This window comes from Streptomyces longhuiensis, assembly GCF_020616555.1.
GTDB classification, from domain to species: domain Bacteria; phylum Actinomycetota; class Actinomycetes; order Streptomycetales; family Streptomycetaceae; genus Streptomyces; species Streptomyces longhuiensis.
In genome coordinates, this window is record NZ_CP085173.1 from 2,554,050 (window position 1) to 2,570,049 (window position 16,000).

The window sequence follows — 16,000 nt, forward strand, 5'->3', positions numbered from 1 at the left end:
TAATTCCACAGTAACGGCGGCTCCCTAGCGTGCACGCGATCTCGTCCCGAGCTGGAGGAGCACACCCCGATGCACCTGCCCCGACCGCCACGGCGCAGAACCGCCGTATGGGCGGCAGCCGCGTTCACCGCGACCGCACTGGCCGCCGGCGTCATGCCGGCCGTCGCCGCCGACACCCCGTCCGCGGCCGACACCGCCGCCGCCGCGAAGATCGACTCTGCGCTGAGCAGCGCCGTCGCCAAGGGCGGTGACGCGACGTTCTTCATCACCCTGAAGGACGAGGCCGATCTGTCCGGCGCCAAGAAGCAGAAGACGCACGCCAAGAAGGCCACGGCCGCCTACAAGGAACTGCGCGAGCACGCCGACGACACCCAGGCCTCACTGCGCTCCTTCCTCGACAAGAAGAAGGTCGGCCACAAGGACTACTGGATCGCCAACACGATCCAGGTCACCGGCGACCAGGCCCTCGTCGAGGAGCTCGCGAAGCGCTCAGACGTGAAGTCGATCGTCAAGCAGCATTCGTTCAAGCTCGACGACATGGAGACCTCCGGCAAGAAGGTCACCAAGTCCCGTACCGCGTCGGCGAGTTCCGACGCGTCCGCCGACAGTGCCGAGACGCCCGAGTGGGGCGTCGCCGACGTCAAGGCCGATCAGGTGTGGGACCAGTACAAGGACCGGGGCGAGGGCATCGTCGTCGCCAGCGTCGACTCGGGTGTGCAGTACGACCACCCGGACCTCGTCGCCAACTACCGCGGCAACAACGGCGACGGCACCTTCACGAACGACTACAACTTCTATGACCCGTCGGGGACTTGCGCCACCAGCACCACCCCGTGCGACAACAGCGGCCACGGCACCCACACCATGGGCACGATGGTCGGCAAGAACGGCATCGGTGTCGCGCCGAACGCGAAGTGGATCGCCGCCAAGGGCTGTGAGTCCTCCGCCGCGTGCTACGACGACGACCTGCTCGCCGCCGGTCAGTGGATCCTCGCGCCGACCGACCACAACGGTCAGAACCCGCGCCCGGACCTCGCCCCGAACATCGTCAACAACTCCTGGGGCGACCCCCAGGGCGTCGCCCCCTTCTACCAGGACATCATCGCCGCCTGGGACGCCGCCGGCATCTTCGAGGCGTTCGCGGCTGGCAACGAGGGCAACGGCTCGACCTGTTCGACGACCCACCCGCCGGGCTCGCAGGCCGACTCCTACGGCGTGGGTGCCTACGACTCCGCCGGCAAGATCTCCAGCTTCTCCAGCTTCGGCCCCTCCCCGATCGACGGCTCGATGAAGCCGAACATCACGGCGCCGGGCACCGCCGTGAAGTCCGCCTGGCCGGGTTCGTCGTACAACACGATCTCGGGTACGTCGATGGCGACCCCGCACGTCGCCGGTGCCGTGGCCATGCTGTGGTCGGCGGCCCCCTCGCTGATCGGCAACATCGACGAGACCCAGAAGCTCCTCAACGAGGGCGCGCGTGACGTCGACGACACCCACTGCGGCGGCACCGCCGACGCCAACAACGTCTGGGGCAACGGCAAGCTCGACATCCTCTCCTCCATCGACAAGGCCCCGCACACCGCGGCCGATGTCACCGGCAAGCTCACCGACAAGGCGACCGGCGCCGCCCTGTCCGGCATCACCGTCAAGGCCACCGCGGCCGACGGCTCGGTCCGCACCGTCACCACTGCGGCGGACGGCACCTACCGGCTGACGCTGGTCGCCGGCACCTACGACTTCACGTTCGGCGGCTACGGCTACGCGAGCGGCTCGGCGACCGGTGTCACCCTCACCACGAGCCAGGCCTTCACGCAGGACATGGCGCTGACCGCTACGGCCTCGCACAAGGTCTCCGGCACCGTCCTCGACGTCACCGGCAAGGCCCTCTCGGGTGCGAAGGTCGAGCTGACCGGCACACCGCTGGCCGCCGTCACCACCGACGCCAAGGGCCAGTACTCCTTCGCCAAGGTCGCCGAGGGCTCCTACAGCCTCAATGTCAAGCCGGCCGCCCCGGTTCTGTGCAACGGCGTGTACAACGGCACCGCCACCGTCGGCTCCGGCGACCTGACCAAGACCGTCCAGGTCCCCAACCGTGCCGATAACTCGGGCAACTCCTGCGCCCCGGCCACCTATGCGTGGATCAAGGGCTCCAGCAAGGTCGCTCTGTCCGGTGACGAGGACGCCGCCACGGTCGCGCTGCCCTTCTCGGTGAGCCTGTACGGCGTCTCGTACACCTCCGCCTCCGTCAACACCAACGGTCTGGTCAACTTCCTGTCCCCGCGCGTCGGCGACTACAGCAACACCACGCTGCCGACGACCGGTTACAACAGCGTGAAGGGCTTCGTCGCCCCGCTGTGGGACGACCTGACGCTCGACAGCAAGTCCTCCGTGCAAACCGCCACCACCGGCACCAAGGGCAGCCGCAAGTTCGCCATCGTGTGGAACAACGCCGCCTACGCGAACGGGACTTCGGGCCGCACCACCTTCGAAGCCGTCTTCGACGAGGCCACCGGGTCGGTCACCTTCCAGTACCAGACGGTCGCCGACAAGGGCGCGGGCGCCACGATCGGCATCGAGAACCAGGCGGGCACCGACGCCCTGCAGTACTCGTACAACCAGAACGTGCTCCAGAACTCCTCCGCGATCCGCTTCACCCCTAAGGGCGCGTGATGAACAAGACCTCCAGACGAGGCCTGCGCCTCGCATCCGCCCTGGCCGCGGCGGGCCTCGCGCTCAGCGCGGCCCCGGCTGTCGCCATCGCCGACGACGGCAACGGCGTGCTCTCCCTCACCGACTCTCAGGCCGAAAAGCTCAGCCAGCGCCTCCAGCTCGACCCCTACGGTGACGCCGCCGCGACGGGCGACGACACCACGCCCTCCGATACGGGCAAGGTCACGGGGACGGCGCCTGGTTCCGCCGACTCGGGCACCGCGGGTTCCGATGCCGCGGGTTCCGACACCACGGCCGCGGGCACGGATGCCCTCCCGTCGACGACGGTCACCGCCAAGGGCTCCACCGAGGGCGCGACCGGCATGGCCGCCACCACGCCCGTAACGGGCAGCGACGGCGACTACTTCACCCTGCACGCGGGCGGGAACATCTCCCGGCGCTCCGCGGACGGCAAGGAGATGTGGACGCGGGACAACGCCTCCTTCGACAGCGAGTGGGACATCCCCGCCCTGTCCCCGCGCTTCTCCAAGGAGCCGTACCCGGCCCGCATCATCATGGGCTTCAACGCGGTCACCGCCTTCTCGCCGACGTCCGACCAGGGCTACACCAGCGGCGACCTGACCGGCGACGGCGTGGCGGACCTGGTGTTCACCGCCGACCTGGGCACCTCCCCCTACCGGCCGTTCCAGCACGGCGACAGCACCCTGCACACCGGCACCTTCGTGACCGTCCTCGACGGGGCGACGGGCAAGACGCTGTGGTCCAAGCTGTACGCGAGCGCCAACCAGATCAAGCTCGTCGGCAAGACGCTGCTGATCGCCGACACGCCGTACTACAACACCTCCGCGTCCACCAGCTCGACCTCCACGCTGACCGGCATCCGCTTCGACCACGCCGACGGCAAGCTGACCGAGGCGAGCTCGTGGACGTACGACACGGGCCTGTTCAAGGGCGCCGCCTGGTCGAGCCTGGAGCCTGTGGGCGACGGCCTGGTCGCGGCCTCCTGGAACAAGCGCAAGACCTCCCTCGCCGACACCACGGCCGGTCACACCCTGGTCCTGGACACAGACGACGGCGGTGTCAAGTGGCAGTCCACGAACACGCTCTACTCGCGCCAGCTCCACCTGGACGCCTCCCGCAAGCGGCTGGTCGCGCTGGAGATGTCCGACGTGAACGACGCCGTCGGGTACGAGGTCGTCGGCTACGACCTCGCCGACGGCAAGCGCACCACCCTGGACAAGCGGACCAACGTCTTCGCCATGGACCTGGAGGTCGGCGACATCCAGGGCGACTCGAAGCCGGAGTACTCGGTCAGCGAGGACACCCTCGACGAGAACATGTGGGTGAACGCCAACACGGTCCGGGCGCTGAACGGCAACGACGCCTCCGTGCTGTGGCAGCGCACCGTCAAGCGCGACGCCGACAACTCCCAGGACGGCGCCACCGCCTGGAACCTGACGGCGGTCGACGGCAACCTCGTCGCCAACTACAAGGACGACCAGGACTTCAACTACGCGGTCAACACCCACGGGGGCCGGTTCGCCCGGATCTCCGTGCTCAAGGGCACCGACGGCGCGGTGAAGTGGGAGAAGCGCGGCATGGTCGCCTCGCAGGCCTGGTCCCAGCCGTTCACCCGGGGCAGGACCCAGCTGCTGCGCACCGTGGACACGGACCAGAACATCCACCTCTACAAGCTCGACAGCGGCAAGCAGGACTCGCTCACGCCCATCCAGTCCCAGCTCTGGTCGGCCGTCCTGATGGACGTCAACGGCGACGGCAAGAAGGACATCGTGGCCGGCGGCCAGTCCCAGGGCCTGTACGCCTTCGACGGCCCGTCGATGGCCGCCGGCAAGACGAAGCTGTTGTGGCAGACCACCGTCCCCGGCCAGATCCACAAGATCGTCAAGGCCGATGTCGACGGCAAGGGCGCCGACGAGATCGTCGTCGCGGCCGACAACGCGACGGCCGTCGTCGACTCCACCACCGGCAAGGTCCGCACCACGATCGACGGCCAGGGCCAGTTCGTGTGGTCGCTCGCCGTCGGCGACCTCAACCACGACGGCAAGGACGAGATCGTCGTCCCCACGGACAAGATCCGCGCCTACGACGGCACGGGACGCCAGAAGTGGGCGTACACCGCCCCGGCGGCGAACACCGTCTTCGGTGACGTCAGCGTCGTCGAAGGTCAGGTCTACGGGCAGTACGGCAGCCGGAACGCGTTCGCGTACGACCACACCGACCCCAACGGGGCCGCCCACGGCGGGCAGCCGACCGGAGCCGTCGCCGTGCAAGGCGCCAACGGCAAGGTCGTCTGGGAGGACGCGGACCCGAAGCCCGAGGGCACGAAGGAACTCTTCGGCACCGCGATGCGCGGCGCCGCTTTCGCCTCCAAGGAGATCCCCTACGCCGACGGCCACGCGGTCGCCGAGACCTGGCTCATCCGGGACAACACGGGCAACATGAGCTCGGTCATCGAGATCCGCGACGGCCGCACCGGCAAGGTGCTGCACTCCGCCGCCTCCGGCGGAGCCTGGACCCTGGGCAACTGGTTCACCGGCCCCGAGGGCCTCTACATGGTGGGCACCAACCGGGTCACCCTGTTCGGTGCCGACGGCAAGGACTACCACGCGAGCGGGAGCGGCGCCGTCCAGACCGGCGGCTTCGTCACCGGACCGAACGGCGTGCGCTACCTGATCGGCGCCGGCCAGACCGGCTTCGACCTGCTGGACCCGGCCGGCATGAGCACGGGCTCCCTCCCCCGGATCGCGTACGGCGAGAACTTCGGCGGCCGCGAGTACGTCTCCGGTGACCTCAACGGCGACGGCACGGACGAGATCGTCTCGCTCAACTTCGACGACGTCGGCATCTACCGCATGGCGGAACTCGAAGAGGGCGGCTACTCCCAGCCGTACACCGCGATCCGCAAGCTCATGGTGTTCACCCTGTCCTGACCTTCACCGCACACCTGAGAACCCCCTGGGCCTGACCCAGGGGGTTCCCAGTCTGCTCGGTTACAGTTGCGCCCTCATGAACGCGCAGCAGACGGACCGCACCATTTCAGCCACTCCACTGCTGCGTCTGCACCTTTTCGGCGGCTTCGCGGCGACTCGCGACAACGGCCCGGCCCCCGCCGAACGCTGGACCCGGCCCAGCGCCCAGACCCTGGTCAAGCTGCTCGCCGTCGTGCCTGACCACCAGCTCCACCGCGAGCAGGCGATGGACATCTGCTGGCCGGAGGCCGACCAGCAGTCCGCGACCGGCAGCCTGCGGGTCGCCCTGCACGCCGCGCGCCGCGCCCTGGAACCCGAACTCGCGCCGCGCGCCAGTTCCTCGTACCTGATATCCGACGGCGCCCTGCTGCGGCTCGATCCGGCCACCGTCCGCATCGACGCCGACGAGGCCGAGACCGCGGCGCGGGCCGCGCTCGCCTCCGGGGACGCCGGGGACCTCGCCGCCGCCCTGACGATGTTCACCGGCGAGCTGCTGCCCGAGGACCGCTACGCGAACTGGGCGCAGGCCCGCCGCGACCACCTCGTCGCCCTCCGCGAGGAGGTGCAACTCGCACTCGCCGCCGCGCACATGGCCCAGGGGTCCCACGCCGAGGCGGTCGCCGTGGCCGAGCAGGTGCTCGCCGCCAGCCCCGCCGAGGAACTCGCCCACCGCATCGTCATCGACGCCTGTCTGCGCCAGGGTCTGCGCCGCCGGGCCGTGCACCAGTACCACGTGTGCCGGGCCGCTCTCGACGCCGAACTCGGGGTGCGCCCGGGGCCGGAGACCGAGCGGCTGCACCGGAAAGCGCTGACCGCCGGGCCCGCCGCCGCGCCCGCCGGGCCGACCCTGCCCGCACCCCTGCGGGCCCCGGCAGGGACGCCGCTCCGCGGCCGCGACGAGCACCTGGCCCGGCTGCTCACCGCGGGCGGACCGCCGGTGACTCTGCTGGGCGGGGAGGCGGGCGTCGGCAAGACCCGGCTCGCGGGTGAGATCGCGCGGCGCGCCGCGGAGGCCGGGGCCGCGGTGCTGTGGGGCGGCGGACACGACGCCGAAGGCCACACACCCTACGGGGCGTTCGCCGAGGCCCTCGACGGCTGGCTCGCCGACCGGGACGCCGGGGAGCGGGCCCGGGTCGGCGCCGAGTATCCCGAACTGGCTGCGTTCCTCCCGTCGTTGGGGCGAGTGCGGGACGGCGAGCGGCGCAGTCCGGAGGAGGAACGCGACCGGCTGTTCCGGGCCACGTCGGGGCTCCTCGGCGAACTCGCCGCAGCCCGGCCCCTCCTGGTGGTCCTGGACGATCTGCACGCCGCCGACGAGGGCTCGTACCAGCTGCTGAGCCATCTCGCACGGCGGGCCGCCACCACGAGGACGGCACTGCGGTTCCTGGTGACGTACCGCGAGGAGGAGGTCCCCGAGGGCGACGCGCGGCGTCTCGCCCTCGCCCAGCTGACCCGTCAACGGCTGCTCGGACGCGAGGAGTTGGGGCGGCTCGACCGGGAGGCGTGCCTGGCCGTGGTGCGCGACGCCGCGCCCGGTCCCGACGACCGGTTCGGCAGGGTGTGGGAACTCTCCCTCGGCAACCCGCTGTTCGCCCTCGAACTCGCCAGAGGTCCCGTCGGCGACGAAGCGCCTGACGGAGTACGGGAGTTGGTGGGCGAGCGACTCGGTCGGCTCGGCCGGGACACCCGCCGCGTCGTGGAGGCGCTGGCCGTCGGGGGCGGCGAGGCCGCGCTCACCGAACTGCTCGACGTCGCCGCGCACGGGCTGCGGCCCGCTGTCGACGCGGCGAGCGCCGCCGACGCCATCGAAGACGCCATCAGCGCCGCGCTCGTCGAGGAACGCAAGGTCGTGGTGGCCGGGCGGGCCGAGGCGGGCCTGGCCTTCCGGCATCCGCTCGTCAGGCTGACGTGTTACGAGGGACTGAGTTCGGTCCGCCGCCGGCAACTGCACGCCGCGTTCGCGCAGACCGTGCTGCGCCGCCGGCCCGACGCCGTCGACACGCTCGCCTCGCACTTCGCGCGGGCCGACGACCCGCGTGCCGCCGAGTACCTGCGCCGCGCCGCCGAACGGGCCGCCGCCGTCTACGCCAACGACACCGCCGACCGCTACTACCGCGACCTCGTGGCCCGGCTCGACGTGGACGCCGCCCGGGCCCGGCTCGCGCACGCCCAAGTGCTGCGCCGCATGGGCCATTTCGCGGAGGCCGCCGCTGTGCTGCGGCTCGCGCTCGCCGAGTTCGTGCGGCGCGGCGACCACGACGACACGGTGCTCGCGGCGGCCCGCCTCGCCGAGACCCTCGTCAAGGCCGAGGACCCGGAGTCGGGCCGGGAGATCCTGGACACGCATCCCCCGGCCGAGGACACCGGGCCCGAGCCGACCGCCTCCCACCTTCTCGCGCTTTCGGTGGCGCTGAGCGTCCAGGGGCACTACACCGAGGGGTACGCGGCAGCCCGGCAGGCGCTGGCGCCCGCGCGCCGGGTGCCCGGCCTGACGGGCCAGGGGCTGCTGGCCCGCTGCCACGCGACGCAGGCCACCAATCTGGCGCTCGCGGGCCGGTTCGGCGAGGCCCGTGAGGCGGCCGACCTGGCGTTCGCTCCCGCCGAGGCGTACGGGGACTCCGCGCTGCTCGGCTCGGTGCTCTCGGTGCTGCGCGAGAACGCGCGGCGCGGCGGGCGGCTGCGCGAGGCCGTCGACACCGGGCTGCGGGCCCTCGACCGGGCCGAGGAGTCGGGCGATCCGACGGCCGCCGCGTTCGAGCGGGCGAACCTGGCCGAACTTCGTCTGCTCCTGGAGGAGGTCGACGCCGCGCGCGACCTGGCCGAGGCCGCGGTGGCGGGCGCCGACCCGGACGAGGCATGGTCGCTGCCCTATGCGCTGGCCGCGCTGGCCCGGGTGCGGATGCGGGCCGGTGCCCCGGACCGGGCGGCCCCGCTGCTCGACCGCGCCGAGCGGGTGGCCGGCACGCACCGGGACCGCCAGGCCCGCTTCGAGGTGGGTACCGCGCGCGCCGAACTGGCGCTGCTCCAGGGCCGACCCGAGCAGGTGGCCGTGCTGCTGCCGGACGACGAGGCCCCGGTCCTCGCCGCGTGGGGGCGCCTCCTCGCCGGGGACCGGGGGGCGGCGCGACGGATCGCCGCCGCCGAGGTGGAGCGGGCCCTGGGCACCGGGGAGCGGCTCGCCGAGGTGGAGGCGCGGGTCGTGCACGCGGTTGCCCTGCCGGGGGCGGCCGGTCGGGCGGCACTCGCCGAGGCGGGGGCCTTGGCGCGGTCCCTGCCCTACCCTGCGGGGCTTCGGCGGATCGAGCAGGCCCGGGGTCTTCAGCGGGCCTAGGCGCCCTTGTCGGTCGGGGAATCGTGCGCGGGTGCGGGGCTCGTCGTGGCTGATCGCTCCGTTCCCCGCGCCCCTTCGGGGCGCTTGCCCCCCGACCCCCGAAATCCCAACGCCGCCGCCACCATCAACAACCCGCCGAGCATCACGAACGGTGCCGCCGTACCCGCGACGCCCGCGATCAGACCCGCCGACGCGGGGGCCGCGACCTGGCCGAGGCGGTTGCCGGTCAGCCGCAGGGCCAGGGCCGTGGAGCGGGCGTCGGCAGGGGCGGCCTGCACGACCGTCGTCATCGACAGCGGCTGGCCGACCCCGAGGCAGAAGCCGAGCAGGACCAGGATCACGCCGAGGGCCCACACGGGGACCGGCAGCGCGATACCTGCGCAGAGCACGGCGGCGAGCAGGCATGTCGCCGTGATCAGGGCGGCCCGGCCCAGCCAGTCGATGAGCGGCGTCATGACGAGCCGGCAGGCAATCGTGGCGGCCGCCCGCAGGCTCAGCAGCAGACCGACGACGGACGGCGCGATCCCCCGGTGCTCGCCCACGACCGGCAGATACGCCGTGAGGATGTCCGTCGCGGACAGCACGGCGAGCGAGATGAAGATCCCGCCGGGCACACCCCGGGTACGCAGAATCCGGCCGACCGGCACACGCGGCCCGGCGGACGCGGCCGCGCCTGTCGTCGTACGAGGGTGCTCGATGCGCCACAGAGAGGTGAAGGAGACAGCGGCGACGGCGGCCGCGACGAGCAGCGCGAGCGCGCTCGTGGCCCCCAGATCGGGCCCGCCGATGAGCGCGCCCGCGGCGATCGGCCCGACCAGCTGGCCGAGGGAGGCGCCGATCGTGAAGTGACCGAAGTTGCGGTCCTGTTCGGCCGGAGCCGACTGCCGGGCGACGATCGACTGTGCGCCGATCACGAACGACAGATGGCCGAGCCCCATCACCCCGCTCCACGCGGCCATCGCGATCAGCGAGTCCGCCGTGCCGCTGAGCGCGCAGCCGCCGGCGATCAGGACGACGCCGACGGGCAGCAGGGGCGCGCACCGGCCGTGGTCGGTACGCCGGCCGAGCGGTACGGCCGCGAACAGCGGAAGAAGCGCGTACACACCCGCGATCACACCGATCGCGCGCTCGTCCGCGCCGAGCGCGAGCGCCCGGTAGGAGACGGCCGGCCGCGCCATCGACACCGCCCCCTGCGCGAAGCTGAAGGCGATGACGAGGCGGAGCAGCCAGCTCCTCCTGCCGGGCTCTGTCATGAGACTCATCGGGGTCAGAGGATCCCGAAGAGGAATCCGGCGCCGAGGATCACCAGCGCGGTGAGCGCGGCCCATTTGACCGTGAATTTCGTGTGGTCGCCGAACTCGACCTTGGCCATCCCGACGAGGACGAAGACGGCGGGGACGAGCGGGCTCGACATGTGCAGCGGCTGGCCGATGAGGGAGGCGCGGGCGACCTCGAGGGTGGAGACGCCGTGCGCGTTCCCGGCCTCGGCGAGGACGGGCAGGATGCCGAAGTAGAAGCCGTCGTTCGACATGAAGTACGTGAACGGGATGGACAGGACGCCGGTGACGAGGGCCATGTGCGGGCCCATCCAGTCGGGGATGCCGCCGACGACCCACTTGGCCATGTGGTCGACCATGCCGGTGCCCTGGAGGACGCCGGTGAAGACGGCGGCGGCGAAGACCATGCCGGAGACGTTCAGGACGTTCTCGGCGTGGGCGGCGATACGGGCCCTCTGGTCGGGCATGTGCGGGAAGTTCACCGTGAGGGCGAGCGCGGCGCCCAGGATGAACAGGACCGGGATCGGCAGCCACTCCATGATCATCGCGGTGAGCAGCGTCACCGTCATGAGCGCGTTGAACCAGTAGAGCTTGGGGCGCAGGGTGGCGCGGTTCGGGTCCAGGGCCGCGAAGGTCTCGCCGTCCTCGTTCTCGTACGAGGGCGCGGCCCCGCCGGAGGACTCCTTGTCGGAACCGGAACCGGAACCGGAGCCGGAGCCGGAAGCCTTGCCGCCGGAGGCACCGGCGCCCACGAGCACCTTCTCGTCGGAGGTCTCCGTGACGGCCTCGGTGACCTCGTCGAGGGAGAGGTAGCCGAGGCGCTTGCGCTCGCGGCGGCCGAGGACATAGGCGAGGGCGAAGACGAAGAGCAGGCCGACGGCGAGCGCCGGGATCATCGGCACGAAGATGTCGCTGGCATCGAGCTTCAGCGCGGTCGCGGCACGGGCGGTGGGGCCGCCCCAGGGCAGCGTGTTCATGACGCCGTTGGCGGTCGCGGCGACACCGGTCATCACGATCAGGCTCATCTTGAGGCGCTTGTACAGCGGGTACATCGCCGAGACGGTGATCATGAAGGTGGTGGATCCGTCGCCGTCGAGCGAAACGATGGCCGCGAGGACGGCGGTGCCGACGACGATACGGACCGGGTCGGCCTTCGCGAAGCGCAGGATGCCGCGCACGATCGGGTCGAAGAGGCCGACGTCGATCATCAGCCCGAAGTAGACGATGGCGAACATCAGCATCGCCGCGGTGGGCGCGAGGTCACCGATACCGGCGACGACGTAGTCGCCGAGCTTGGCTCCCTTGCCCACGAAGACGCAGAAAAGAGCCGGGATGAGCACGAGCGCCGCGATCGGCGACACCTTCTTCATCATGATCAGCACCAGGAAGGTGGCAATCATGCCGAAGCCGAGGATGGTCAACATGTGGATACCTAACGTTCGCCCTTGAACTTCCACCGGGGCCTTGCGGTCAGCGAGACGTTAGGGCGCGCGCATCACCGTTAACAAGATGTTGACGTGCGAGCAATAAGCGCAAAACTCCAGGTCACGGGGTTGGGCGCCGATCGGGGGTGGCCCGTGAGGACGTCCAGGGCTTCGATACCCCTTCCCCGCCGGACCCTCCGGATCAGTCCAGCACCCGCGCCAGATAGGCCCGCAGCAGCTCCCGTGTCTCCGCGATGACGTTCTCGTCGCCCGACGGGTCGAGCCGGAACGCGAGGCGGACCAGGGCGTCCGCCGACTCGACGGCGATCAGGAACGCGCGCCGCAGGGTGTCGTCGGGCGTGCGGTCGAGGTGGGCGGCGAGCAGTTCGGTGAGGCGGTCGGTGAGGCGGTGGTTGGGGCCGGCGTCGGCGCCGACGGGGATCTGGTTGCCGAAGTCGACGAGGGAGAAGCCGGGAGCGGTGCGCTTCATGGCGAGGTACTCGTCGAGGACGGCGTCCATCGCGCCGCGCCAGTCGGCCTCGGGGACGCCGGCGAGGCGCCCGGCGACGCGCTCGGCGTAGCGCTGGAGGTTGCGTTCGGCGAGGGCGTCGACGAGGGCGCGCTTGTTGCCGAAGAAGCGGTAGACGGAGCCGATGGGCACCCCGGCGCGGACGGCCACGGCCCGGGTGCTGAGCTCCTCGTAGCCGCCTTCGTCGAGCAGTTGCGCGCAGGCGTCGAGGATCCGGCTCAGGCGTTCGGCGCTGCGCTGCTGGACGGGCGCGCGGCGCAGGGACGTGGAGTGGGTCACGGGTTCCACGGGCGGCGTCCACGGCATGACCCGGAGAGTAGAGGACTGCTCAGCTTCGTGGGGTGTTCTTGCGCCAGGAAAAAGGTAATCCTACGGTGGAGCATAGGAATCATGGACGAGGGAGCGACATGCGTGACGCGAGGAAGACCGCCGAGGGGCTCGCCTACCTCTCGGGCTTCGGCAACGAGCACAGCTCGGAGGCGGTGCCCGGCGCTCTGCCCCACGGACGCAATTCGCCCCAGCGCGCCCCGCTCGGTCTGTACGCGGAGCAGCTGAGCGGCGCCGCGTTCACCGAACCGAGGGCGCACAACCGGCGTTCGTGGCTGTACCGGATCCGCCCCTCGGCCGCGCACCCGGCGTTCGTGCGGGCGGACAACGGCGCGCTGCGCACGGCCCCCTTCACGGAGTCCGTCCCCGACCCGAACCGGCTGCGCTGGAACCCGCTGCCCGAGCCGGCTCCCGGCACCGACTTCCTGGCGGGCCTGTGGACCCTCGGCGGGAACGGTGACGCGACCCAGCGCACCGGTATGGCCGTGCACCTCTACCACGCCAACTCCTCCATGACGGAACGGGTGTTCAGCGACGCGGACGGCGAGCTCCTGATCGTCCCCGAGCGCGGTGGCCTGCTGCTGCGCACCGAGTTCGGCCTGCTGCACGTGGACCCGGGCCACGTGGCGCTGATCCCGCGCGGGGTCCGTTTCCGCGTCGAACTCCTCGACGGCGATGCCCGCGGCTACGTCTGCGAGAACTACGGCTCCCCCTTCCGGCTGCCCGACCTGGGCCCGATCGGCGCCAACGGTCTGGCGAACGCCCGGGACTTCATGGTCCCCGTCGCCGCGTACGAGGACACCGAGGGGCCGGTGGAGGTGGTGAACAAGTTCTGCGGAAACCTGTGGCGCGCCACGTACGACCACTCGCCTCTCGATGTCGTCGCCTGGCACGGCAACCACGTCCCGTACGTCTACGACCTGCGCCGTTTCAATGTCATCGGGTCGGTCAGCTACGACCACCCGGATCCGTCGATCTTCACGGTCCTCACCTCGCCGAGCGACACGCCGGGGCTCGCGGGCGTGGACTTCGTGGTGTTCGCGCCGCGCTGGCTGGTCGGTGAGGACACGTTCCGGCCGCCGTACTTCCACCGGAACGTGATGAGCGAGTACATGGGCCTGATCGAGGGCGCGTACGACGCCAAGGCGGAAGGCTTCGTTCCGGGGGGTGGTTCGCTGCACAACATGATGTCGGCGCACGGCCCGGACCGTGAGACGTTCGACAAGGCGTCGGCGGCCGAGCTCAGGCCGCAGAAGGTCGACGACGGGCTGGCGTTCATGTTCGAGACCCGGTGGCCGGTGACCGCGACCGCCCAGGCGGCGCAGGCCGATCACCTCCAGCGCGGCTACGACGACGTGTGGAGCGGCCTCGAACGGCACTTCAGGCCGTCGCACTGAGCCGTTGCACTGAACGCGCCCGACCGATACGGATAGGCCCGTGACCTCTTTCGCTCCGGACTCGATCGTCCTGAACCGCAAGCTGCCGCTCTGGTATCAGGTGTCGCAGTCCCTGCGCGCCTCCATACTGGGGCGCTCCCCTGACGACCCGCTGCGCCTGCCCACCGAGGAACAACTCGCGGGGCACTACGGGGTGAGCGTCCTGACCATGCGGCAGGCGCTCAAGGAGCTGGAGGACGAGGGGCTCATCACCCGGCACCGCAGGCGCGGCACCTTCATCGAGCCGGCCGCGCGGCGGGGAGCGCCCGTGCGCCTTCTCGGCTCGGTCGACGCCATCGTGGCCCAGCAGTCCGGCATGACGACCGAACTGCTGGACCACGGCACGGTTCCGGTGCCCGGCACGATCGCCGAGTACTTTCCGCAGGCCGAGACCGTGGCCACGTACCACCGGCTGCGCTGCGACGAGAAGACCGGCGAGCCGACCAACCACGCGCGCAACTACATCAGGGCCGACCTCGCCGACCGTGTCGATCTGGACGACCTGGTGCGCTGGCCGATGACGAAGGTCCTGCGCGATGTCGTCGGCGTACGCATCAGCCGGATCACCGACACCGTCGAGGCGCGGCTCGCGGATCCGGAGACGGCGCGGCTGCTCCAAGTGCCGCTGCTCAGCCCGATCCTGCACTACACGGGCATCACCTACGACGAGGACGGCCGGCCGCTGGACGTCGCCGTCATCCACTACCGCGGCGACCGGTTCTCCTTCACGGTCACTCTCGACGCGCACTGACCGCGTCGTACGATGCCGGGCGTGACGCCCGACAGCCTCGAAAGCCTTGTTGACGCGCCGCTGCTCGCGGACCTGATGCCGTGGTCCGTCGCGCCCCTGCGCCTGGGCCGCGCCTGGCCGTTGGCGCCTGACGCGGCTTCCCTGAAGGCCCGTTGGTCCGCGTTCGTGAAGGCCGAGGCGGCGGAGCGCGAGTCGCTGCTCGAACCGAGCCGGGCGCGCACCCTGCGTACGGCCGTCGCCCAGCTCCCCGGCCGGCGCACCCCGACGGACGACCTGACCCACGCCGAGGGCCCCTGTCCCGAGCCCGTGCGGGTGCTGCACGCCCCGTTCGACGAGCAGTGGCTGATACCGGACCACCGGCTGATCGACGCGGCCCGCCCCGAGCTGTGGCGGGTGGCCGACGGGAGCCAGCTGTTCGTCGTCGAGCAGGGGTTCGTTCCGGGGGCGGGCGGACCAGCGGTGCTCGCCTGCGCGATCCTGCCCGAGGGCCGCTCCCCCGCGGGACGTCCTGGCCGCATCCGCCCGCTGTACCGGCGCCCCGGAGGCCGCGAACCGAATGTGACGCCGGGCCTGCTCACCGAGCTCTCCGGCCGGTTCGGGCACGAGGTCGGGGCGCGTGACCTGCTCGCCTGGGTCCTCGCCGCGGCGCGGCCCTCCCCGCGGGGCCCGCGGGTCCCGCTCCCGGACGACGCCGGGCTCTGGGCCTCCGGCACGGCGCTCGGCGAGCGGATCCTGTGGCTGCTGCGCCGCGGCGGCGAGGGCGACCGACCCAAACTCCCCGGGGGCCGCCGCCCGTACGTACGCGCGCCGCTCCCGGACCGCCCCACCGAGCTGCTCTACGACCGCGAGGAGGAGGCCCTGCTCGTCGGCGACGGCCGCATCTCGCCGGTCCCCGCCGAGGCCTGGGACTTCCAGGTGAGCGGGGTGCGGGTGATCGAGCAGTGGTTCGCGCGCAGGACCGCGGCCGCCGAGCCGGGGACGCTGGCCGGGATCCGGCCCGGCACCTGGCCGCAGTCGTGGACGTCGGAGCTGCTGGAGATCGTCACGGTACTGGCGCTGCTGGCCGAACTGCGCGTGCGGCAGGAGGAGTTGATGGCGAGTGCCGCGCCACTCGTCACGGCGACGGACCTGCTCGGGGCGCGCGTCCTGCCCCCGGCGCCGGCCACGCGCAGGCCGGCCTCGGTCCTCGACCATCACGAGGAGGGCCCGGGCGGCCAGTTCGCGCTGCTCTGAAGCCCGGCCCTCCCGCCGGACGCAGGAGGACC

9 protein-coding genes are annotated in these 16,000 nt (G+C 71.5%); 6 read left to right on the top strand and 3 right to left on the bottom strand.

What is annotated here, in order from left to right; genetic code table 11:
• Window positions 1-69: 69 nt before the first annotated feature.
• The 3 genes from LGI35_RS12010 to LGI35_RS12020 all read left to right on the top strand — a co-directional run bounded on the left by LGI35_RS12010 (window position 70) and on the right by LGI35_RS12020 (window position 8,991).
• A complete protein-coding gene (locus LGI35_RS12010) occupies window positions 70-2,670 on the top strand; it encodes a S8 family serine peptidase (RefSeq protein WP_264484671.1) in 2,601 nt (866 codons plus the stop codon).
• Complete coding sequence (locus tag LGI35_RS12015) at window positions 2,670-5,621, top strand: FG-GAP-like repeat-containing protein (protein ID WP_227293863.1); 2,952 nt, start codon at window positions 2,670-2,672, stop codon at window positions 5,619-5,621. The genes LGI35_RS12010 and LGI35_RS12015 overlap by 1 nt, the downstream gene beginning before the upstream one ends.
• A 76-nt stretch (window positions 5,622-5,697) precedes the next feature.
• Window positions 5,698-8,991, top strand: a complete 3,294-nt coding sequence (locus tag LGI35_RS12020; RefSeq protein WP_227293864.1) for an ATP-binding protein — start codon at window positions 5,698-5,700, stop codon at window positions 8,989-8,991.
• On the opposite strand, the gene LGI35_RS12025 is transcribed toward LGI35_RS12020, so the two are convergent.
• From LGI35_RS12025 to LGI35_RS12035, 3 genes are all read right to left on the bottom strand, one after another.
• A complete protein-coding gene (locus tag LGI35_RS12025) occupies window positions 8,988-10,244 on the bottom strand; it encodes an MFS transporter (RefSeq protein WP_227300275.1) in 1,257 nt (418 codons plus the stop codon). The genes LGI35_RS12020 and LGI35_RS12025 overlap by 4 nt on opposite strands.
• Window positions 10,245-10,258: 14 nt before the next feature.
• The gene (locus LGI35_RS12030; protein WP_227293865.1) at window positions 10,259-11,692 is read right to left on the bottom strand and encodes a CitMHS family transporter; all 1,434 of its coding nucleotides are present in this window, start codon (window positions 11,690-11,692) and stop codon (window positions 10,259-10,261) included.
• Between the two features lie 202 nt (window positions 11,693-11,894).
• A complete protein-coding gene (locus tag LGI35_RS12035; RefSeq protein ID WP_227293866.1) occupies window positions 11,895-12,527 on the bottom strand; it encodes a TetR/AcrR family transcriptional regulator in 633 nt (210 codons plus the stop codon).
• A 101-nt stretch (window positions 12,528-12,628) separates the two neighbouring features.
• Here LGI35_RS12035 and hmgA point away from each other — a divergent pair, with 101 nt between their 5' ends.
• From hmgA to LGI35_RS12050, 3 genes are read left to right on the top strand one after another with little or no spacing between them, the layout of a single operon-like run.
• Window positions 12,629-13,945 (top strand): homogentisate 1,2-dioxygenase, encoded by a 1,317-nt coding sequence (hmgA, locus tag LGI35_RS12040; RefSeq protein ID WP_116502951.1) that lies wholly within the window; start codon window positions 12,629-12,631, stop codon window positions 13,943-13,945.
• A 40-nt stretch (window positions 13,946-13,985) separates the two neighbouring features.
• The gene (locus LGI35_RS12045; RefSeq protein ID WP_227293867.1) at window positions 13,986-14,735 is read left to right on the top strand and encodes a GntR family transcriptional regulator; all 750 of its coding nucleotides are present in this window, start codon (window positions 13,986-13,988) and stop codon (window positions 14,733-14,735) included.
• A gap of 12 nt (window positions 14,736-14,747) precedes the next feature.
• A complete protein-coding gene (locus LGI35_RS12050; RefSeq protein ID WP_227293868.1) occupies window positions 14,748-15,968 on the top strand; it encodes a type ISP restriction/modification enzyme in 1,221 nt (406 codons plus the stop codon).
• The last annotated feature ends 32 nt before the right edge of the window (window positions 15,969-16,000 follow it).

Bases quoted from the DNA above. Each gene is read 5' to 3' on its own strand.
- LGI35_RS12010 (WP_264484671.1), top strand. From the start codon at position 70: ATGCACCTGCCCCGACCGCCACGGCGCAGAACCGCCGTATGGGCGGCA.
- LGI35_RS12015 (WP_227293863.1), top strand. From the start codon at position 2,670: ATGAACAAGACCTCCAGACGAGGCCTGCGCCTCGCATCCGCCCTGGCC.
- LGI35_RS12020 (WP_227293864.1), top strand. From the start codon at position 5,698: ATGAACGCGCAGCAGACGGACCGCACCATTTCAGCCACTCCACTGCTG.
- LGI35_RS12025 (WP_227300275.1), bottom strand. From the start codon at position 10,244: ATGACAGAGCCCGGCAGGAGGAGCTGGCTGCTCCGCCTCGTCATCGCC.
- LGI35_RS12030 (WP_227293865.1), bottom strand. From the start codon at position 11,692: ATGTTGACCATCCTCGGCTTCGGCATGATTGCCACCTTCCTGGTGCTG.
- LGI35_RS12035 (WP_227293866.1), bottom strand. From the start codon at position 12,527: ATGCCGTGGACGCCGCCCGTGGAACCCGTGACCCACTCCACGTCCCTG.
- hmgA (WP_116502951.1), top strand. From the start codon at position 12,629: ATGCGTGACGCGAGGAAGACCGCCGAGGGGCTCGCCTACCTCTCGGGC.
- LGI35_RS12050 (WP_227293868.1), top strand. From the start codon at position 14,748: ATGCCGGGCGTGACGCCCGACAGCCTCGAAAGCCTTGTTGACGCGCCG.